Here is a 20,964-nt window from a genome sequence, read left to right as displayed (position 1 = left end):
GGAGGATTATTGGCTTAATATGAGGATTAATAAATTGCTGATTTTTTGTCAGGAGTTCCCCTTTTATGCCGTCTGGTCGTCTGCAACAACAATTCATCCGCCTCTGGCAGTGCTGCGAAGGCCAGTCAAAAGAGACCACGCTGAACGAACTGGCGGAACTGCTGAACTGCTCGCGCCGCCACATGCGCACGCTGCTGAACACCATGCAGCAGCAGGGCTGGCTGAACTGGGAGGCGGAAGCAGGGCGCGGAAAGCGTTCGCGCTTAACCTTCCTGTATACCGGTCTGGCCTTACAACAGCAGCGCGCTGAAGACCTGCTGGAGCAAGACCGCATCGATCAGCTGGTGCAGCTGGTGGGCGATAAAGCCGCCGTCCGCCAGATGCTGGTCTCCCATCTGGGCCGCAGCTTCCGCCAGGGAAAGCACATCCTGCGCGTGCTCTACTACCGTCCGATGAAAAACCTGCTGCCGGGCACGGCGCTACGCCGCTCCGAAACGCACATGGCGCGACAAATCTTTAGCGGCCTGACGCGCATAAATGAGGAAAACGGGGAACTGGAAGCCGACATCGCGCATCACTGGCAGCAACTTTCTCCGCTGCACTGGCGCTTTTTTTTGCGTCCCGGCATCCATTTTCACCATGGCCGCGAGCTGGAGATGAACGATGTGATCGCTTCTCTGCAGCGCGCTCGCGGGCAGCCGCTCTACTCCCACATCGCACACATCCACTCTCCCACCGCCTGGACGCTGGATATCGAGCTTTCCGAGCCTGACCAGTGGCTGCCGTGGCTGATGGGTTATGTCCCGTCGATGATTTTGCCTCATGAATGGGAGAGCATGCCCAGTTTCGCCAGCCAGCCCGTCGGCACCGGCGCTTACGCCGTGATGCGCAATAACAGTAACCAGTTGAAAATCCGCGCCTTCGATGACTACTTTGGCTACCGCGCGCTGATTGACGAGGTGAATGTCTGGGTGCTGCCGGACATCAGTGAAGAGTTCAGCCCCGGCCTGACGCTGGAAGGCCCGACCGAAGGCGAAAAAGCCGTCGAAAGTCGCCTCGAAGAGGGCTGCTACTATCTGCTGTTTGACGCCCGCACCCACCGGGGTGCCAGCAGCGAGGTGCGCCAGTGGATAAGCCAGATCCTCGCCCCCGCCAATCTGATCTATCAGGCGGAAGACCAGCACCAGACCTACTGGTTCCCGGCCTACGGGCTGCTGCCTCGCTGGCACCACGCCCGTCCTGGGCGCGGCGAAAAGCCCGCCGGGCTGGAAACCATTACCCTCACCTATTATCGCGAACACGTTGAGCACCGCTTTATTGCGCGCATCATGAGCAAACTGCTGGCCGCGGAAGGCGTAACGCTAGAGATACAGGAGGTGGATTACGATGAATGGCATCGCGGCGAAGCGGTGAGCGATATCTGGCTCAACAGCGCGAACTTCACTCTGCCGCTTGATTTCTCGCTCTTCTCGCACCTGTATGAGATCCCGCTGATCCAGCACTGCATTGCCCGCGACTGGCAGCAGGACGCCGCTCAGTGGCGCGCCGGAGAGATGAATCTGGCGGTCTGGTGCCAGCAGTTGCTGTCCCAGCAGGCGATGGTACCGCTGATCCACCACTGGCTGATGATCCAGGGACAGCGCAGTATGCGCGGCTTACGCATGAACACGCTCGGCTGGTTTGACTTTAAATCCGCCTGGTTTGCGCCGCCGGAACCATAACACTTTCGTAATATTCACCAAATCATTACAATACCGCCGTTCTCAACGGGGTGCTGCATCGATGATGTGCGCTGAGATAATACCCGTCGAACCTGATCCGGATAACGCCGGCGAAGGGATTTGAGGCTGTCGCTCAAAATCCTTTGCCACTCAACTTTGAGGTGCAAAGTGTTAAAAAAAGTTCTCCCCCTGCTGGCGCTCTTCGCGCTGCCTGCGTTTGCCAAGCCCGTTTTAACGGTCTACACCTACGACTCCTTTGCCGCCGACTGGGGCCCAGGCCCGGTGGTCAAAAAAGCCTTTGAAGCCGACTGTCACTGCGAACTGAAATTCGTGGCGCTGGAAGATGGCGTTTCGCTGCTCAACCGTCTGCGGATGGAGGGCAAAAATAGCAAGGCCGACGTGGTGCTGGGCCTGGATAACAACCTGCTGGAAGCGGCCTCGCAAACCAAACTCTTTGCCAAAAGCGGTATCGCCGCCGATGCGGTGAACGTTCCGGGCGGCTGGAAAAACGACACCTTTGTCCCCTTCGATTACGGTTATTTCGCCTTCGTCTACGATAAAAACAAGCTTAAGAATCCGCCGAAAAGCCTGAAAGAGCTGGTCGAGAGCGACCAGAAATGGCGCGTGATTTATCAGGACCCACGCACCAGCACACCGGGCCTTGGCCTGCTGCTGTGGATGCAAAAAGTGTACGGCGACAAAGCGCCGGAAGCCTGGCAAAAACTGGCGGCCAAAACCGTCACCGTCACCAAAGGCTGGAGTGAAGCCTACGGCCTGTTCCTGAAAGGCGAAAGCGATCTGGTCCTGAGCTACACCACCTCGCCGGCCTACCATATTATCGAAGAGAAAAAAGACAACTACGCCGCCGCTAACTTTGCCGAAGGCCACTATCTGCAGGTGGAAGTCGCCGCCCGCACCGCGGCCAGCAAAGAGCCGGAACTGGCCGAGAAGTTCCTGAAATTTATGGTCTCGCCTGCGTTCCAGAACGCCGTCCCGACGGGCAACTGGATGTACCCAGTGACCGACGTGAAACTCCCTGCGGGCTTCGATCAGTTGAGCAAACCGCAAACCACGCTGGAGTTCACCCCGCAGCAGGTTTCCACTCAACGCGCCGCCTGGATCAGTGAATGGCAACGCGCCGTCAGCCGCTAATTCCCGGCTGGCTGATCCCTGGGCTGACTGCCGCCACGCTGATGGTGGTGGTGAGCCTGGGGGCTTTTCTTGCCCTGTGGCTGAACGCACCGCAAAGCGATATTGCCGCGCTGTGGCACGATAGCTATCTCTGGCACGTGGTGCGGTTCTCCTTCTGGCAGGCATTTCTCTCAGCCCTGCTCTCGGTCGTCCCGGCGATCTTTTTGGCGCGGGCGCTTTATCGCCGCCGTTTTCCCGGAAGACAAGCGCTGCTGCGCCTGTGCGCGATGACGCTGATCCTGCCCGTACTGGTCGCCGTCTTCGGTATTCTGAGCGTGTATGGGCGCCAGGGGTGGATCGCCACGCTGTTGAGTGTGTTTGGCATCGAATGGACATTTTCGCCTTACGGCCTGCAGGGCATCCTGCTGGCCCACGTTTTTTTCAATATGCCCATGGCGACGCGACTGTTCTTACAGGCGCTGGAAAATATCCCTGGCGAACAGCGACAGCTGGCCGCCCAGCTCGGAATGCGCGGATTTGCCTTCTTTCGCTTTGTTGAGTGGCCATGGCTGCGGCGGCAGATCCCGCCCGTTGCAGCATTAATTTTTATGCTCTGCTTCGCCAGTTTCGCCACGGTGCTGTCGCTGGGCGGCGGCCCGCAGGCCACCACCATTGAGCTGGCGATCTATCAGGCTCTGAGTTACGACTACGATCCGGGTCGTGCGGCGCTGCTGGCGATGATCCAGATGTTCTGCTGCCTGGGGCTGGTCTTGCTCAGCCAGCGACTCAGTAAAGCCATTGCGGTGGGGAGCCATCAGGTGAACGGCTGGCGCGATCCGCAGGACAGCCTGCGCAGCCGCCTGAGCGATCTCCTGCTTATCGTACTTGCGCTGCTGTTACTCCTCCCGCCGCTGCTGGCAGTGGTGGTGGATGGTCTCAATCTGAATCTGATCTCGGTGCTGCAACAACCGGTGCTGTGGCAGGCGTTGTGGACGTCGCTGCGAATTGCCCTCGGCGCCGGGCTGCTGTGCGTCCTGCTGACCATGATGCTGCTCTGGAGCAGCCGCGAACTTTACGCCCGCCACTCCCGAATCGCCGGGCAAGCGCTGGAGCTGAGCGGGATGTTGATTCTGGCGATGCCGGGCATCGTGCTGGCGACCGGGTTCTTTTTGCTGTTCAGCAGCACCATCGGATTACCCGAGCACGCCGACGGGATCGTCATTTTCACCAACGCGCTGATGGCGATTCCCTATGCCCTGAAAGTGCTGGAAAATCCGATGCGCGACCTGAGCGCCCGCTACACTCTGCTCTGTCAGTCGCTGGGGATGCGCGGCTGGCAGCGAGTGAGGGTCGTTGAACTCCGCGCCCTGAAACGCCCTCTGGCGCAGGCGCTGGCCTTTGCCAGCGTGCTGTCGATTGGCGATTTCGGCGTAGTGGCGCTGTTTGGTAATGACGATTTCCGCACGCTGCCGTTCTGGCTGTATCAGCAAATCGGTTCGTATCGCAGTCAGGATGGTGCCGTGACGGCCCTGCTCCTGCTGCTGCTGTGCTTTACCCTCTTCACCGTTATCGAAAAACTTCCGGGGCGCGATGCTAAAACTGACTGATGTAACCTGGCTTTATCAGCACCTGCCAATGCGCTTTACACTCTCCGTCGAACGCGGAGAGATGATTGCCATTCTCGGCCCAAGCGGTGCCGGGAAAAGCACGCTGCTCAATCTGATTGCCGGTTTCCTGCCTCCGGCGCGCGGCGAGATGTTGATAGATGGGCAAACGCACACCCACACGCCGCCGTCCCAGCGCCCGGTGTCGATGCTGTTCCAGGAAAATAATCTGTTTACCCATCTGACGGTGCGACAGAATATCGGCCTGGGAATGGACCCCGGCCTCAAGCTGACGGCGCTTCAGCGTGAGAAACTCGAAGCGATTGCCCAGCAGATGGGGCTGAATGAATTTCTTGAACGTTTACCTGGTGAGCTTTCTGGCGGGCAGCGTCAGCGCGTCGCGCTGGCTCGCTGTCTGGTGCGGGAACAGCCAATTTTGCTCCTCGACGAGCCGTTCTCAGCCCTCGACCCGGCCCTGCGTCAGGAGATGCTGTTGCTGGTAAAAGAGGTGTGTCAGCAGAAAAATCTCACCATGCTGATGGTTTCGCACAGCGTGGAAGACGCCGCCAGAATCGCGGCGCGCACCGTCGTGATTGCCGACGGGCGCATCGCCTGGGATGGGGATACACAGGAGCTGATAAGCGGGAAGGCAAGTGCCTCAGCGTTGTTGGGAATAATGCAACCGCAGTAAGCCCGGCAAACAATGCGCCACCGGGCAATATCAGGCCTGGTGGCGGCTGAAAATCGCCTATCGGCTCACCACCTTCAACAAAATCTCGCCATACACCGGCATCAGCGGATGACGAATCAACGCCACCAGCGCCACCACGGCAACCCCGAGCGTCAAGGGCGCCAGCCACAACAGGCGGCCACGCGGCAAATACTGGGTGAGGCGATCCGTACCGGCTTTCGCACTGCGCCACAGGCGCCAGCACAGCCACACCGCGACCCACAGCAGCAGCGCGGTGGCTAACAGCAGCCATTTAAAATGGCCGCTTTGCGCATCGGCGGGGATATCAATCGCCGCACCGGCCAGAATGCCCGGCAGGAAATAGAACGGCGGCCAGAAAACGCAGCCGATGATATTGGGCAGAATAAATTTTGAAACGGGCAGATCCAGCATCCCGGCAACCATCGGCACCAGCGGACGCGTCGGGCCGACAAAACGCCCGACCAGAATGGTAAACATACTGTGCTGATGGAGGGCATGCTCGGTTTTGTCGAGCAGCGCTTTGTTCTTTTTCATGAACGACCAGCGGTGCAACGGCTTTTTGAAGCGCCAGCCTAACCAGAAAGAGATCCAGTCGCCCAGCAGACAGCCCACGATACCGGCCATCCACGCCTGCCAGAAGTTCACCTCGCCGCTGCCAATCAGCGCACCGAGGCCCGCCATCATGACAGTGCCAGGTAAAATCAGCCCCACCAGCGCCAGCGATTCCAGAAAGGCGACCAGCGCGACAGCGATCAGCGAGTAGGCCACGGACTGCGTAATAAAATGTTCCAGCAATGCCTGCATAACGATTCCGGTCAGATAACAGAGCAGGGATTCTGCGAAGTGCTTCCTGCCTCGTCAAGACAACAATTGTCTGAATAGTTTACCGGGTGCCGCCAGACTTCACCTGTTTGTTTCGTTTTATTTACGTTTTACTCACATCCGGCGCGGAATTCGCTCGGGCTGGCGCCGGTGCATTTCTTGAAGACGCGGGAAAAATAGAGCTGATCCTCAAAGCCGACGTTACGCCCCACGGTGGCAATCGGCATACGCGTGGTGCTGAGAAGCAGTTTGGCCTGGCTGATGCGCTGATCCTCGCGCCAGCTCAGAACGCTCACCCCCAACTGCTGACGGAAGAGGTGCGACAGGCGCGACGGCGACAGGCAGACGTGCTGCGCGACCCCCGCGATATCAAACTGGCTGTCCGACAGATGATCGCTGATGTACTGGCAGGCGTCGCGCACGCGATTGTCCAGCGGCGGATTAAGGGAGGCGTTAATCGCCTCCATGCGCCGCAGCAACAGCTGTTCGAGCAGATTGATCGCCAGCAGCTCGGCGTAGCGCCCGCCCGCCTGGGCTTCGATGATCTGGGCAAAAAGCTCGCGGAACTGCGCCTGATGCGCTTCGTCGGGCCGGTAAAAACCGGTGTGGGCGAAAATCGACGGCCAGGCCAGCCACTCCTGCCAGTAAGCACGCGGGCGGAAGTAGACCCACTGGTGATACCACTCTTTTGCATCAGGATGCCGACCGTAGTGGTGAATTTCTCCCGGCGGGAACAGCAAAATATCGCCAGGGCGACAGACAAATTGCCGATCATTATTTTTGATCACCCCCTCACCGCGCACAGTGATATTCAGGATATAGCCTTTCATGCCCAGCGGGCGGTCGACGAAAAAGTCGAGGTAACCCTCGGCTTCGATAGGGGTCAACCCCGCCACCAGATGGGCGTTGAAGGAGTACCCCGGCAACAGGGGATCGTTTTGTGTTTCGGCCATAAACAGGTCACTCCCGACGGTCAATAAGGAAACAAATTGTCCATATCTATAAAAGCGGTATAAAAACGGGTCTTTAAGAGAATCACATCGCCTGCCCTCTCTTTTAACTCCGCTTTTTCTCGGCCTTTACCCCAGATTCATCCACGATCTCGTGCAAATCAGCAGTAACAAAAGTGTCTATAACTGCGGCAGAAATGTCCACATTGAATATTTGCACAACGTCACACTTTCCACCTCAACAGCAATTTAATCCATAAGATTAGCGGATCCTGCCTGACGATTTTCTCCCTCAATCTCTAATGTTGATCCATACCCGTTTTTTGATGGAGCAACATAAATGGCAATTGCGATTGGCCTCGATTTTGGCAGTGACTCAGTACGCGCCCTGGCGGTGGAGTGTCGTACGGGTCAGGAGATAGCGACCAGCGTTGAGTGGTATCCGCGCTGGCAAGAGGGGCGTTACTGCGATGCGCCAAATAATCAGTTCCGCCATCATCCGCGCGATTACATCGAATCGATGGAAGCGGCGATCAAAACCGTTCTGGCCGAATTGAGCGAAGATCAGCGTGCTCAGATCGTCGGTATTGGCGTGGACAGCACCGGCTCAACGCCTGCCCCCGTCGATGCCGAAGGCCGCGTGCTGGCGCTGCGCCCTGAGTTTGCCGACAACCCGAACGCCATGTTCGTGCTGTGGAAAGACCATACTGCGGTTGAAGAAGCGGAAGCCATCACCCGTTTGTGCCATCAGCCTGGAAAAGCGGACTACTCCCGCTACATTGGCGGCATTTATTCCAGCGAATGGTTCTGGGCCAAGATTTTGCACGTCACCCGTGCCGACCGTGACGTGGCGCAGGCCGCCGTGTCATGGATTGAGCTGTGCGACTGGGTACCGGCCCTGCTGTCGGGCACTACCCGCCCGCAGGATATTCGCCGTGGACGCTGCAGCGCCGGGCATAAATCCCTGTGGCATGAGAGCTGGGGCGGGCTGCCTCCTGCCGCGTTCTTCGATGAACTTGATCCGATTATCAATCAAAGCCTGAAATATCCGCTGTTTACCGACACTTATACCGCCGACATTCCGGTCGGAACCCTGAGCGCAGAGTGGGCGCAGCGTCTGGGCTTGCCACAAAACGTGGCGATTTCCGGCGGCGCGTTCGACTGCCATATGGGTGCCGTCGGCGCGGGCGCACAGCCTAATACGCTGGTGAAAGTGATTGGTACCTCCACCTGCGACATCCTCACCGCGGATAAAGCCAGCGTCGGCGACCGCGCCGTGAAAGGTATTTGCGGCCAGGTGGACGGTAGCGTGGTCCCTGATTTTATCGGGCTGGAGGCCGGTCAATCCGCCTTCGGCGATATCTACGCCTGGTTTGGCCGCGTGCTCGGCTGGCCGCTGGATCAGCTGGCGGAAACACATCCTGAGCTGAAAGCGCAGATCGCAGTCAGCAAAAAACAGCTTCTCCCGCAGCTGACGGAAGCCTGGGCGAAAAACCCGTCCCTCGATCATCTCCCGGTGGTGCTCGACTGGTTCAACGGTCGTCGTACACCGTTTGCCAACCAGCGTCTTAAAGGCGTGATTACCGATCTCAACCTGGCAACTGACGCCCCTGCGCTGTTTGGTGGCCTGATTGCGGCCACCGCCTTTGGCGCGCGCGCCATCATGGAGTGTTTCACCGAGCAGGGCATCGCCGTGAACGAGGTGATGGCGCTCGGCGGCATCGCGCGTAAAAACCCGGTGATCATGCAGGCCTGCTGCGACGTGCTGAACCGTCCGCTGCAGATCGTCGCCTCCGATCAGTGCTGTGCCCTGGGGGCCGCCATTTTCGCGGCAGTCGCGGCGGGTGTTCACGCAAATATTCCGACCGCTCAACAGCACATGGCGAGCGCCGTCGAGAGCACGCTCCAGCCGCGCCCTCAGCAGGCCCAACGCTTTGAGCAGCTTTATCAGCGCTACCTGCAATGGTCGAAAAGCGCCGAACAACACTATCTCCCTGTCGCCGCCCCGGCCAAAAACACCGCGGAAAAACCGGCAACCCTGACACATTAAGGACACGATAATGAGCATTTTTAATAATTATGAAGTGTGGTTTGTCATTGGCAGCCAGCATTTATACGGCCCGGAAGCGCTGCAACAGGTGACGAAACACGCGGAACATGTGGTTAACGCCCTGAACGCTGAGGCCAAACTGCCGTGCAAACTGGTGCTGAAACCGCTCGGAACAACACCAGACGAAATCACCCACATCTGCCGCGACGCGAACTACGACGACAAATGCGCCGGGATGGTGGTGTGGCTGCACACCTTCTCTCCGGCCAAAATGTGGATCAACGGCCTGACCATCCTCAATAAACCGCTGCTGCAGTTCCATACCCAGTTCAACGCTTCCCTGCCGTGGGACAGCATCGATATGGACTTTATGAACCTGAACCAGACCGCGCACGGCGGCCGCGAGTTTGGCTTTATCGGCGCGCGTATGCGTCAGCAGCACGGGGTAGTGACCGGCCACTGGCAGGATCAACACGCGCAGCAGCGCATCGGCTCGTGGATGCGCCAGGCTGTCTCCAAACAGGATACCCGTCATCTGAAAGTGGTGCGTTTTGGCGACAACATGCGCGAAGTGGCAGTGACGGACGGCGATAAAGTCGCTGCACAGATTAAATTTGGTTTCTCCGTTAACACCTGGGCCGTGGGCGATCTGGTGCAGGTGGTGAACGAAATCAGCGACGGCGATATCAGCGCGCTGGTGGACGAATACGAAAGCAGCTACCGCCTGACTGCTGCGGCGCAGATCAACGGCGATAAACGCCAGAACGTCATCGATGCGGCGCGCATCGAACTGGGGATGAAACGCTTCCTGGAACAGGGCGGCTTCCACGCCTTTACCACCACATTTGAAGACCTGCACGGTCTGAAACAACTGCCAGGCCTGGCGGTACAACGTCTGATGCAGCAAGGCTACGGCTTTGCGGGCGAAGGCGACTGGAAAACCGCCGCCCTCCTTCGCATCATGAAGGTGATGTCGACCGGTCTACAGGGCGGCACCTCATTTATGGAGGATTACACCTACCACTTCGAGAACGGCAACGATCTGGTGCTCGGCTCGCACATGCTGGAAGTGTGTCCATCCATCGCCGTCGAAGAGAAACCGATCCTCGACGTGCAGTACCTGGGCATTGGCGGCAAAGCCGATCCGGCCCGTCTGATCTTCAACACCCGCACCGGCCCGGCGATAAATGCCAGCCTGATCGATCTGGGCGATCGGTTCCGCCTGCTGGTGAACTGCGTGGATGCCGTGGAGACCCCGCATTCATTGCCGAAACTGCCCGTCGCGAACGCCCTGTGGAAAGCGCAGCCGGATCTGCCGACCGCGTCTGAAGCCTGGATCGTGGCCGGTGGCGCGCACCACACGGTCTTCAGCCACTCGCTGGAACTGAACGATATGCGCCAGTTCGCGGAGCTGCACGACATCGAGCTGACCGTCATCGATAACGACACCCGTCTGCCAGCGTTTAAAGACGCGCTGCGCTGGAACGAAGTCTATTACGGTTCTAAACGTTAAGCACGTGCCCGGCGGCACGTCGTCTGCCGGGCTTATAAACCCAGGCCGGATAAGCGAAGTGCCATCCGGCAAGGAGAACAGAATGCTTGAAGCATTAAAGCAGCAGGTGCTGGAAGCCAACCTGGCCCTGCCGAAACACCATCTCGTCACCCTCACCTGGGGCAACGTCAGCGCTGTCGATCGGGAGAAAGGGGTGTTTGTAATTAAGCCGTCCGGCGTGGATTACAGCGTGATGACCGCCGAGGATATGGTGGTGGTGAGCATCGCGACCGGCGAAGTGGTCGAAGGGAAGAAAAAGCCCTCTTCCGATACGCCAACCCATCGCCTGCTCTATCAGTCATTCCCGTCGATTGGCGGTATCGTGCATACCCACTCGCGCCACGCCACCATCTGGGCGCAAGCCGGACAATCCATTCCGGCGACGGGCACGACCCATGCCGACTATTTTTACGGCACCATCCCCTGCACCCGTAAAATGACCGATGCGGAAATTAACGGCGAGTATGAGTGGGAAACGGGCAACGTGATCGTCGAAACCTTTGAAAAAGCGGGAATCGATGCGGCGCAAATGCCGGGCGTGCTGGTGCACTCTCACGGGCCGTTTGCGTGGGGCAAAAACGCCGAGGATGCGGTGCATAACGCCATCGTGCTGGAAGAAGTCGCCTATATGGGGATCTTCTGCCGCCAGCTGGCGCCACAGCTTCCGGATATGCAGCAAACCCTGCTGGATAAACACTATCTGCGCAAGCACGGTGCGAAAGCGTATTACGGGCAGTAAATCGGGAACAGGGACATTATTGGCCGGATAAGCTCAGTGCCATCCGGCAAAATCACACCTGTATATAAACCCAGCAAAAAATCCGTAACCAGGCTATAATCACGCCTGGTTTTGTTTTTTGGGATGACGGTGTGACGCAGGCGCGAGAAGGCTTTTTACTGACCCGACACTGGCGGGATACGCCGCAGGGTATTGAAGTGGAATTCTGGCTGGCGACGGACGAGGGTCCGCTGAACGTCACGCTGCCGCCACAGGAGTCCGTGGCGTTTATCCCGGAACAGCACGTCGAAAAAACGCACGAGGTGTTACGCGGGGAAAACGGCTGGCGCATCACGCCGCTTGAGCTGAACGATTTCCACCGCCAGCCCGTTTACGGGCTTTACTGCCGCGCCCATCGCCAGCTGATGCGCTTTGAGAAGCTGCTGCGAGAAGCCGGGGTTACGCTGTACGAAGCGGATATTCGCCCGCCGGAACGTTTTCTTATGGAGCGTTTTATTACCGCTCCCGTCTGGGTCGACGGCACGCCGCAGGGCGGCAAACTGCTCAACGCCCGCCTCAAACCCAATCCCCACTACCGTCCGCCCCTGAAATGGGTGTCGCTGGATATCGAAACCACGCGCCACGGCGAACTGTATTGCATCGGCCTTGAAGGCTGCGGGCAGCGAATTGTCTATATGCTCGGGCCGCCAAACGGTGATGCGTCAGCCCTCGATTTTGAGCTGGAGTATGTCACCAGCCGCCCACAGCTGATTGAAAAGCTAAACCAGTGGTTTGCCATTCACGATCCTGATGTCCTGATTGGCTGGAATGTGGTGCAGTTTGACCTGCGCGTGCTGCAAAAGCATGCCGAGCGTTACCGTATTCCGCTGATGCTGGGCCGCGGCAACAGCGAGCTGGAGTGGCGCGAGCACGGTTTTAAGAATGGCGTGTTCTTCGCGCAGGCTAACGGGCGGGTGATTATCGACGGTATCGATGCGCTTAAATCCGCCTTCTGGAGTTTCTCCTCGTTTTCGCTGGAAGCCGTCTCTCAGGAGCTGCTCGGCGAAGGGAAATCCATCGACAATCCCTGGGATCGGATGGATGAGATTGACCGGCGCTTCAATGAAGACAAACCGGCACTGGCCACCTACAACCTGAAGGACTGCGAGCTGGTGACGCGGATTTTCCACAAAACGGAGATCATGCCGTTCCTGCTGGAGCGCGCGACCGTCAACGGCCTGGCGATCGATCGTCACGGCGGTTCCGTCGCTGCGTTCGGTCATCTGTATATTCCGCGCATGCACCGCGCGGGCTATGTCGCGCCAAATCTTGGCGAGGTCCCGCCTCAGGCTAGCCCTGGCGGCTATGTGATGGACTCCAGGCCTGGCCTGTATGACTCGGTCCTGGTGCTGGATTATAAAAGCCTCTATCCGTCGATCATTCGCACCTTTCTGATCGATCCCGTTGGCCTGGTCGAGGGGATGGCCCAGCCGGATGAGGCGCACAGCACCGAAGGATTTCTCGGCGCGCGTTTCTCGCGGGAAAAGCACTGCCTGCCTGAAATCGTCGGCCAAATCTGGCACGGGCGTGAGGAGGCCAAGCGTCAGCACAATAAACCGCTCTCTCAGGCGCTGAAGATCATCATGAACGCCTTTTATGGCGTGCTCGGCACCAGCGCCTGTCGGTTCTTCGATCCCCGTCTCGCCTCGTCGATCACCATGCGCGGGCATGAAATTATGCGCCAGACCAAAGCGCTGGTGGAATCCCAGGGCTATGACGTGATTTACGGCGACACGGACTCAACGTTCGTCTGGCTGAAAGGCGCCCACAGCGAAGAGGACGCCGCGCAAATTGGCCAAAATCTGGTGGCGTTCGTCAACGACTGGTGGCGCAATCATTTGCAAAAAGAGCGGTTAACCAGCGCGTTAGAGCTGGAATTTGAAACCCATTTCAGCCGCTTTTTGATGCCGACAATTCGCGGTACCGAGCAGGGCAGTAAGAAGCGTTACGCCGGTTTGATTCAGGAGGGCGAGAGCCAGCGCATGGTGTTTAAAGGCCTGGAAACGGTGCGAACCGACTGGACGCCACTGGCGCAACAGTTCCAGCAAACGCTCTATCTGCGCGTGTTCCGCAACGAGCCGTATCAGGATTATGTCCGCGAGACTATCGCCAGCCTGCTGGCCGGTGAGCTGGACAGCAGGCTGGTCTACCGCAAGCGCCTGCGCCGCCCGCTGGCAGAGTATCAGCGCAATGTGCCGCCGCATGTTCGCGCCGCGCGGCTGGCCGATGAAGAGAACGTACGTCGCGGCCGCGCGCCGCAGTATCAAAATCGCGGCACCATTAAATACGTCTGGACCACCAGCGGCCCGGAACCGGTGGATTATCAGCACTCGCCGCTGGACTACGATCACTATCTGACGCGACAGCTTATGCCTGTCGCCGATGGAATTTTACCTTTTGTCGACGATGATTTTGCTACACTCATGACAGGGCAACTGGGGCTATTTTGACGCGTGACGAAAACGCCGCCATCCAGTACCATAGCGCCCTTTCCATTCCCGGACCCATTTTTCGATGGCCGTCACTTTGCGACGGTGGTCGAACTATTGCCTGCAATTAAAGATTAGAGCCAAACAACTATGCCTTTTACACTTGGTCAACGCTGGATCAGCGATACAGAAAGCGAGCTTGGATTAGGAACTGTGGTAGCGCTGGATGCGCGCATGGTCACTATCCTTTTCCCGGCCACGGGTGAAAACCGTCTGTATGCACGCAATGACTCCCCTGTTACCCGCGTCATGTTTAACCCGGGTGACACCGTTACCAGCCATGAAGGCTGGCAGCTGAAGATTGAAGACGTAAAAGAAGAGAACGGGATCCTCGCCTACATCGGTACGCGAGTCGACACGGAAGAAACAAATGTCATCCTGCGCGAAGTGCTGCTCGACAGCCGACTGGTCTTCAGCAAGCCGCAGGACCGTCTGTTTGCCGGTCAGATCGACCGCATGGACCGTTTTGCCCTGCGCTATCGCGCGCGTAAATTCCAGAGTGAACAGTACCGCATGCCGTGGAGCGGCCTGCGTGGTCAGCGTACCAGCCTGATCCCACACCAGCTGAACATCGCCCACGACGTTGGCCGTCGCCATGCGCCGCGCGTGCTGCTGGCTGATGAAGTCGGCCTCGGTAAAACCATCGAAGCAGGGATGATCCTGCATCAACAGCTGCTCTCCGGCGCTGCCGAGCGCGTGCTGATCGTGGTGCCTGAAACCCTGCAACACCAGTGGCTGGTCGAGATGTTGCGCCGCTTCAACTTACGCTTCTCCCTGTTTGACGACGAGCGCTACGCCGAAGCCCAGCACGACGCCGATAATCCGTTCGAAACGGAACAGCTGGTGATCTGCTCTCTGGACTTCGTGCGCCGCAGCAAGCAGCGCCTTGAGCATCTGTGCGATGCTGAGTGGGATCTGATGGTCGTCGATGAGGCCCACCACCTGGTCTGGAGCGAAGATGCGCCCAGCCGTGAATATATGGCGATCGAACAGCTGGCCGAACGCGTGCCGGGTATCCTGCTGCTGACCGCTACGCCGGAGCAGCTGGGGCTGGAAAGCCACTTTGCGCGTCTGCGCCTGCTCGATCCTAACCGTTTCCACGATTTCTCTGTGTTTGTCGAAGAGCAGCAAAACTACCGCCCGGTTGCCGATGCGGTCGCCCTGCTGCTGGCTGGTAAGCACCTGTCCAACGATGAACTCAACACCCTGAGCGAGCTGATTGGCGAGCAGGATATTGAGCCACTGCTGCACGCCGCCAACAGCGACCGCGACGACGCGGAAACCGCGCGTCAGGAGCTGGTCTCCATGTTGATGGACCGCCACGGCACCAGCCGCGTGCTGTTCCGTAACACCCGTAACGGCGTGAAAGGCTTCCCGAAACGCGAGCTGCACACCATCAAGCTGCCGCTGCCGACACAGTATCAAACCGCGATTAAAGTCTCCGGCATCATGGGGTCACGCAAAAGTGCTGAAGAGCGCGCGCGCGATATGCTCTATCCGGAACAGATTTATCAGGAATTCGAAGGCGATACCGGCACCTGGTGGAACTTCGATCCACGCGTCGAATGGCTGATGGGCTATCTGACCGCTCACCGCTCGCAGAAAGTGCTGGTGATTTGTGCCAAAGCGGCCACCGCGCTGCAGCTGGAGCAAGTCCTGCGCGAGCGCGAAGGTATCCGCGCTGCCGTGTTCCACGAAGGGATGTCGATCATCGAACGCGACCGCGCGGCGGCCTGGTTTGGTGAAGAGGACAGCGGCGCGCAGGTGCTGCTCTGCTCCGAAATCGGCTCCGAGGGCCGTAACTTCCAGTTCGCCAGCCATCTGGTGATGTTCGATCTGCCGTTTAACCCGGACCTGCTGGAGCAGCGTATTGGCCGTCTGGACCGTATCGGCCAGGCGCATGATATTCAGATCCACGTTCCGTTCCTGGAAAAAACTGCCCAGTCGGTGCTGGTGCGTTGGTTCCACGAAGGTCTGGACGCGTTTGAACACACCTGCCCGACCGGTCGCACCATTTACGATCAGGTGCACAGCGATCTGATCGGTTATCTGGCGGCACCGGAAGAGACCGAGGGCTTTGACGATCTGATCAAATCCTGTCGCGAAAAGCACGATGCGCTGAAACTGCAGCTGGAGCAGGGGCGTGACCGTCTGCTGGAGATCCACTCCAACGGTGGCGAGAAAGCGCAGCAGCTTGCCGAAAGCATCGAAGAGCAGGACGACGACACCAGCCTGATCAGCTTCGCGATGAACCTGTTTGATATCGTTGGTATCAACCAGGACGATCGCGGCGAGAACATGATTGTGCTGACGCCGTCCGATCACATGCTGGTCCCGGATTTCCCTGGCCTGCCGGAAGATGGCTGCACCATCACCTTTGAGCGTGACGTGGCCCTTTCCCGCGAAGATGCGCAGTTCATTACCTGGGAACATCCGCTTATCCGCAACGGTCTGGATTTGATTCTGTCTGGCGATACCGGCAGCAGCACCATTTCTCTGTTGAAAAACAAAGCGCTGCCCGTTGGGACGCTGCTGCTTGAGCTGATCTACGTGGTTGAGGCGCAAGCGCCGAAACAGTTGCAGCTCAACCGTTTCCTGCCCGCCACTCCGGTGCGTCTGATGCTCGACAAAAATGGCACTAACCTCGCCGCGCAGGTCGAGTTTGAGAGCTTTAACCGTCAGCTAAGCGCCGTTAACCGCCACACGGGCAGCAAACTGGTGAATGCGGTCCAGCAGGATGTGCATGCCATTTTGCAGCAGGGTGAAGCGCAGATTGAGAAAGCCGCGCGCGCACTGATTGATGCGGCTCGCAGCGAAGCAGACGAAAAGCTCTCTGCCGAGCTGTCGCGTCTTGAAGCGTTACGCGCGGTGAATCCAAACATCCGTGACGACGAGCTTGCAGCCATTGAGAGCAACCGTGAGCAGGTGCTGGAAAGCCTGGATCAGGCGAGCTGGCGACTGGATGCGCTGCGTCTGATCGTTGTGACGCATCAGTAAACGGAGCGCGACATGATCATGGAGACCTACAATCCGCCGATGGACCCGTGGCTGGTCATTCTGTATCAGGATGAACACATTATGGTGGTCAACAAGCCCAGCGGCCTGTTGTCCGTGCCGGGACGTCTGGAGGAGCACAAAGACAGCGTGATGACGCGCGTACAGCGCGATTATCCGCAGGCAGAATCCGTGCATCGCCTGGATATGGCGACCAGCGGCGTGATTGTGGTGGCTCTGACGAAAGCGGCTGAGCGCGAGTTAAAGCGCCAGTTCCGCGATCGTGAACCGAAGAAACAGTATGTCGCGCGCATCTGGGGACACCCGGAAAAGGCGGAAGGTCTGGTGGATTTACCGCTGATTTGCGACTGGCCGAACCGGCCTAAGCAAAAAGTCTGTTTTGAAACCGGCAAGGCGGCGCAGACCGAGTATGAGGTGCTGGATTACGCTGCGGATAACACCGCGCGTATTCTGCTCAAACCGATTACTGGCCGTTCGCATCAGCTGCGCGTGCATATGCTGGCGCTGGGCCATCCGATTCTGGGGGACCGTTTTTACGCCACCCCGGAAGCGCTCGCAATGGCGCCGCGTCTGCAATTACACGCTCAGATGCTGACGATAACGCATCCGGAATTCGGCAATCTGATGACGTTTACAGCCCCTGCCGATTTTTAACGTAGTGCCCGGCGGGTGCCGGGCTTACGCTTATTTAAAGCCCTTCTGCTCTTTAATGAGCTCGTACGCTTTCTGAATTTCCTGCGCTTTCTGCTTCGCCATTTCCATCATCTCTGGCGGTAACCCTTTCGCCACCAGTTTATCCGGATGATGTTCGCTCATCAGCTTGCGATAGGCGCGTTTAATGGTGGTCGCATCGTCGGTCGCTTTCACGCCCAGTACGTTACACGCATCTTCCAGCGTCGGGCCGCGCTGTGCCTGCTGCCAGCCACCGCCAGCAGACTGCTGCTGATGTTGATAGCCGCCACCAAATTGCGCGCCGCCCTGCATCATGCGCAGGAACTGGTCGAACTGCATGCGGGAGATACCCAACTCTTCGGCAATCACGTACAACACGTCGCGTTCGTTAGGGTGCAGTGACCCATCCGCAAACGCCGCCTGAATCTGGATTTCCAGAAACATCCGAATTAAATCAAAGCGTCCGAAACAGATGCTGCGGAACTGACGCATTTTCTCGCGCAGCGGATAGTTATCCGCCTTACCGATACGAAACGCATTTTGTGCCGCCACGCGGGACTCGCCGTGCAGGCTCATGCGATCCATAAATACGCTGGCAATTTGAATGTCTGCTTCGGTGACGCGTCCCTTCGATTTGGTTAAATGCCCCATCACCTCAAAGGTGGTCGCAAAAAAGAGCGCCTGACGCTCGCGCTGGTTAGCAAACCAGGCCATTTTACGACTGCGCGCCTTATCGAACATATGCCCGATAATCAGGCCCAAAACGATGCCCCAAAACCCTGCGCCCATCAACAAAGCGAATGCGACGCCAATAATTTTACCCCAATACTGCATAGACTCCCCGTATGGTCATAGTCCTGATTCGACGCAACTCCATCATCTCAGTGGTCGAGCCACGGTCAATTGAGGGACATCGCCTATAATTTGCATTATCATACTCGTCATTCGATAGCGAGCCTAACACTCTGACTCGTAAACGGGCAGGATTAACGCTGGCACTGCGCAGATGAGTAAGATAGTCTCTGAGCGTTTGTAAGCCGTAGCCACTGATGACGGAACACTAAATATAACGTATGAAAAAACGTATCCCCACCCTCCTGGCCACCATGATCGCCGCCGCTCTGTACAGTCAACAGGGCATGGCTGCCGATCTCGCCTCACAGTGTAAGCTTGGCATCCCAAGCTATGATCGCCCATTGGTGCAGGGTGATACCAATAGCTTGCCCGTCACGATTAATGCCGACCATGCCGGTGGCAATTATCCGGATAACGCGACATTTACGGGCAATGTCGATATTAATCAGGGCAACAGCCGTCTGCGGGCGGACGAAGTCCAGCTGCATCAAAAGCAGCCTGAGGGCGCGGCAGAGCCGGTTCGCACAGTCGATGCTCTGGGCAATGTGCACTATGACGACAATCAGGTCATCCTGAAAGGTCCGAAAGGCTGGGCAAACCTGAATACCAAAGATACCAATGTCTGGGAAGGTGATTACCAGATGGTGGGTCGCCAGGGACGCGGTAAAGCAGACCTGATGAAACAGCGCGGTGAAAACCGCTACACCATTCTGGAGAATGGCTCCTTCACCTCTTGTCTTCCAGGTTCTGACACCTGGAGCGTCGTCGGTAGCGAAGTGATCCACGACCGCGAAGAGCAGGTGGCTGAAATCTGGAATGCGCGCTTTAAACTCGGCCCGGTGCCGGTGTTTTATAGCCCCTACTTGCAGTTGCCGGTCGGCGATAAGCGTCGTTCAGGTTTCCTGATCCCGAACGCCAAGTACAGCACCACGAACTATTTTGAGTTCTACCTGCCGTACTACTGGAACATCGCGCCGAACATGGACGCCACGATTACGCCGCACTACATCCATAAGCGCGGCAATATTCAGTGGCAGAACGAGTTCCGCTATTTGACCAAAGCGGGTACAGGTCTGATGGAACTGGATTACCTGCCATCGGATAAAGTGTTTAGCGATGAGCACCCGACCGAGGGCGATCGCCACCGCTGGTTATACTACTGGCAGCACTCGGGTGTAATGGATCAGGTCTGGCGTTTCAACGTCGACTACACCAAAGTCAGTGATCCCTACTACTTTAACGATTTTGATTCCAAGTACGGTTCAAGTACCGATGGCTACGCGACGCAGAAATTCAGCGTCGGTTACGCGAATCAGAACTTCAACGCCACGGTTTCTACCAAGCAGTTCCAGGTCTTCAGCAACCAAACGCGTAGCACCTACGGCGCTGAGCCACAGCTGGACGTGAACTGGACGCAGAATGACGTCGGTCCGTTTGATACCCGCGTTTATGCTCAGGCCGTGCACTTCGTGAATACCAATTCCGATATGCCAGAAGCGACCCGTGTACACCTTGAACCGACCATTAATCTGCCACTCTCTAACGACTGGGCTAGCCTCAATACCGAAGCCAAGATGATGGCTACCCACTATCAGCAGAAGAATCTGGACTGGTACAACAATCGCTACAACACCGATCTCGAAGAGTCCGTTAACCGTGTGCTGCCACAGTTCAAAATGGACGGTAAGCTGATTTTCGAACGTGATATGAACCTGGCGAACGGCTATACCCAAACGCTGGAACCGCGCATGCAGTACCTTTATGTGCCGTATCGCGATCAGAGCAAAATCCAGAACTACGACTCCTCTTTCCTCCAGTCCGACTACAGCGGTCTGTTCCGCGATCGTACCTATGGCGGACTTGACCGTATTGCTTCCGCGAACCAGGTGACAACCGGCGTCACGACTCGCGTATATGATGACGCTGCGGTTGAACGTTTTAACGTTTCTGTTGGTCAAATCTACTACTTCACTGAAGCACGTACCGGTGATGACGACATTAACTGGGAGAAAGACAATAAAACGGGTGCCCTGGTATGGGCTGGTGATACCTACTGGCGCATGACCGATCGTTGGGGTCTGCGCGGTGGCCTGCAGTACGATACACGTCTGGATAACGTCGCCACCAGCAGCGCAAGCGTTGAGTATCGTCGTGATGAAGACCGGATGGTGCAGTTGACTTACCGTTACGCCAGCCCGGAATATATTCAGGCGACGCTGCCAAACTACGCCAACGTCGAACAGTATAAAGACGGTATTTCGCAGGTGGGTGGTGCCGCAAGTTGGCCGATCGCCGATCGCTGGTCCATTGTGGGCGCCTACTACTTTGACACGAACACCAGCAAGCCTGCGGATCAGATGGTTGGCTTGCAATACAACTCCTGCTGTTATGCGCTTCGCGTAGGCTACGAGCGCAAACTTAACGGCTGGAATACCGACAATAATCAGAGCAAATACGATAACGTCATTGGCTTCAATGTCGAATTGCGCGGCCTGAGTTCCAACTACGGCCTGGGCACGCAGCAGATGCTGCGCTCGAACATTCTGCCATATCGTAGTTCCTTGTAATGTGCTTGATTTACAACGCCATCCGCTTTGCGGTTAATTGAAATGG

At 57.6% G+C, this 20,964-nt stretch carries 14 protein-coding genes and 1 riboswitch; of the genes, 11 read left to right on the top strand and 3 right to left on the bottom strand.

Annotation, left to right across the window (positions count from 1 at the left end):
- The first annotated feature begins 65 nt into the window (after window positions 1–65).
- From sgrR to thiQ, 4 genes are all read left to right on the top strand, one after another.
- Window positions 66–1,721 (top strand): HTH-type transcriptional regulator SgrR, encoded by a 1,656-nt coding sequence (sgrR, locus tag C0560_RS03715; RefSeq protein ID WP_248859659.1) that lies wholly within the window; start codon window positions 66–68, stop codon window positions 1,719–1,721.
- A 36-nt stretch (window positions 1,722–1,757) separates the two neighbouring features.
- A riboswitch (TPP riboswitch) is annotated at window positions 1,758–1,858 on the top strand.
- Window positions 1,859–1,889: 31 nt separating this feature from the next.
- On the top strand, window positions 1,890–2,873 hold the full coding sequence (gene thiB / locus C0560_RS03710; protein ID WP_123429494.1) for a thiamine ABC transporter substrate binding subunit: 984 nt from the start codon (window positions 1,890–1,892) through the stop codon (window positions 2,871–2,873).
- Window positions 2,849–4,459, top strand: coding sequence for a thiamine/thiamine pyrophosphate ABC transporter permease ThiP (gene thiP / locus C0560_RS03705; RefSeq protein ID WP_181827327.1), 1,611 nt, complete (start codon window positions 2,849–2,851; stop codon window positions 4,457–4,459). The genes thiB and thiP overlap by 25 nt, the downstream gene beginning before the upstream one ends.
- Complete coding sequence (thiQ, locus tag C0560_RS03700; RefSeq protein WP_248859658.1) at window positions 4,443–5,147, top strand: thiamine ABC transporter ATP-binding protein ThiQ; 705 nt, start codon at window positions 4,443–4,445, stop codon at window positions 5,145–5,147. The genes thiP and thiQ overlap by 17 nt, the downstream gene beginning before the upstream one ends.
- A gap of 57 nt (window positions 5,148–5,204) precedes the next feature.
- Here thiQ and C0560_RS03695 read toward each other — a convergent pair whose 3' ends face one another.
- Window positions 5,205–5,972, bottom strand: a complete 768-nt coding sequence (locus C0560_RS03695) for a DedA family protein (RefSeq protein WP_102104584.1) — start codon at window positions 5,970–5,972, stop codon at window positions 5,205–5,207.
- Window positions 5,973–6,100: 128 nt separating this feature from the next.
- On the bottom strand, window positions 6,101–6,943 hold the full coding sequence (gene araC / locus C0560_RS03690) for an arabinose operon transcriptional regulator AraC (RefSeq protein WP_100777662.1): 843 nt from the start codon (window positions 6,941–6,943) through the stop codon (window positions 6,101–6,103).
- A gap of 337 nt (window positions 6,944–7,280) precedes the next feature.
- Here araC and araB point away from each other — a divergent pair, with 337 nt between their 5' ends.
- From araB to rluA, 6 genes are all read left to right on the top strand, one after another.
- Entirely contained in the window at window positions 7,281–8,990 is a 1,710-nt protein-coding gene (gene araB / locus C0560_RS03685) for a ribulokinase (protein ID WP_248859656.1), read from the top strand.
- A gap of 10 nt (window positions 8,991–9,000) precedes the next feature.
- Entirely contained in the window at window positions 9,001–10,503 is a 1,503-nt protein-coding gene (gene araA / locus C0560_RS03680) for an L-arabinose isomerase (protein ID WP_248859655.1), read from the top strand.
- Window positions 10,504–10,585: 82 nt separating this feature from the next.
- Window positions 10,586–11,281 carry an L-ribulose-5-phosphate 4-epimerase gene (araD, locus tag C0560_RS03675; RefSeq protein WP_100777665.1) on the top strand — a complete coding sequence of 232 codons (696 nt, stop codon included), beginning with the start codon at window positions 10,586–10,588 and terminating at the stop codon, window positions 11,279–11,281.
- 131 nt (window positions 11,282–11,412) lie between these two features.
- The gene (polB, locus tag C0560_RS03670; RefSeq protein WP_248859653.1) at window positions 11,413–13,770 is read left to right on the top strand and encodes a DNA polymerase II; all 2,358 of its coding nucleotides are present in this window, start codon (window positions 11,413–11,415) and stop codon (window positions 13,768–13,770) included.
- A gap of 129 nt (window positions 13,771–13,899) precedes the next feature.
- On the top strand, window positions 13,900–16,806 hold the full coding sequence (gene rapA / locus C0560_RS03665; protein ID WP_248859652.1) for an RNA polymerase-associated protein RapA: 2,907 nt from the start codon (window positions 13,900–13,902) through the stop codon (window positions 16,804–16,806).
- Window positions 16,807–16,818: 12 nt separating this feature from the next.
- Window positions 16,819–17,478 (top strand): bifunctional tRNA pseudouridine(32) synthase/23S rRNA pseudouridine(746) synthase RluA, encoded by a 660-nt coding sequence (gene rluA, locus C0560_RS03660; RefSeq protein WP_248859651.1) that lies wholly within the window; start codon window positions 16,819–16,821, stop codon window positions 17,476–17,478.
- Between the two features lie 30 nt (window positions 17,479–17,508).
- On the opposite strand, the gene djlA is transcribed toward rluA, so the two are convergent.
- Entirely contained in the window at window positions 17,509–18,330 is an 822-nt protein-coding gene (djlA, locus tag C0560_RS03655; protein ID WP_100777669.1) for a co-chaperone DjlA, read from the bottom strand.
- A 239-nt stretch (window positions 18,331–18,569) separates the two neighbouring features.
- Between djlA and lptD the strand changes: the two genes are divergently transcribed.
- Entirely contained in the window at window positions 18,570–20,918 is a 2,349-nt protein-coding gene (lptD, locus tag C0560_RS03650) for an LPS assembly protein LptD (protein ID WP_123429501.1), read from the top strand.
- The last annotated feature ends 46 nt before the right edge of the window (window positions 20,919–20,964 follow it).

The organism is Lelliottia sp. AC1 (assembly GCF_023278595.1).
In the GTDB taxonomy this organism is placed as follows: Bacteria; Pseudomonadota; Gammaproteobacteria; order Enterobacterales; family Enterobacteriaceae; genus Enterobacter; species Enterobacter nimipressuralis.
This window is presented reverse-complemented; position numbering and strand designations above follow the sequence as displayed.

Coding starts and splice junctions, on each gene's coding strand:
- sgrR (WP_248859659.1), top strand. CDS start 66: ATGCCGTCTGGTCGTCTGCAACAACAATTCATCCGCCTCTGGCAGTGC.
- thiP (WP_181827327.1), top strand. CDS start 2,849: ATGGCAACGCGCCGTCAGCCGCTAATTCCCGGCTGGCTGATCCCTGGG.
- thiQ (WP_248859658.1), top strand. CDS start 4,443: ATGCTAAAACTGACTGATGTAACCTGGCTTTATCAGCACCTGCCAATG.
- C0560_RS03695 (WP_102104584.1), bottom strand. CDS start 5,972: ATGCAGGCATTGCTGGAACATTTTATTACGCAGTCCGTGGCCTACTCG.
- araC (WP_100777662.1), bottom strand. CDS start 6,943: ATGGCCGAAACACAAAACGATCCCCTGTTGCCGGGGTACTCCTTCAAC.
- araB (WP_248859656.1), top strand. CDS start 7,281: ATGGCAATTGCGATTGGCCTCGATTTTGGCAGTGACTCAGTACGCGCC.
- araA (WP_248859655.1), top strand. CDS start 9,001: ATGAGCATTTTTAATAATTATGAAGTGTGGTTTGTCATTGGCAGCCAG.
- araD (WP_100777665.1), top strand. CDS start 10,586: ATGCTTGAAGCATTAAAGCAGCAGGTGCTGGAAGCCAACCTGGCCCTG.
- rapA (WP_248859652.1), top strand. CDS start 13,900: ATGCCTTTTACACTTGGTCAACGCTGGATCAGCGATACAGAAAGCGAG.
- rluA (WP_248859651.1), top strand. CDS start 16,819: ATGATCATGGAGACCTACAATCCGCCGATGGACCCGTGGCTGGTCATT.
- djlA (WP_100777669.1), bottom strand. CDS start 18,330: ATGCAGTATTGGGGTAAAATTATTGGCGTCGCATTCGCTTTGTTGATG.
- lptD (WP_123429501.1), top strand. CDS start 18,570: ATGAAAAAACGTATCCCCACCCTCCTGGCCACCATGATCGCCGCCGCT.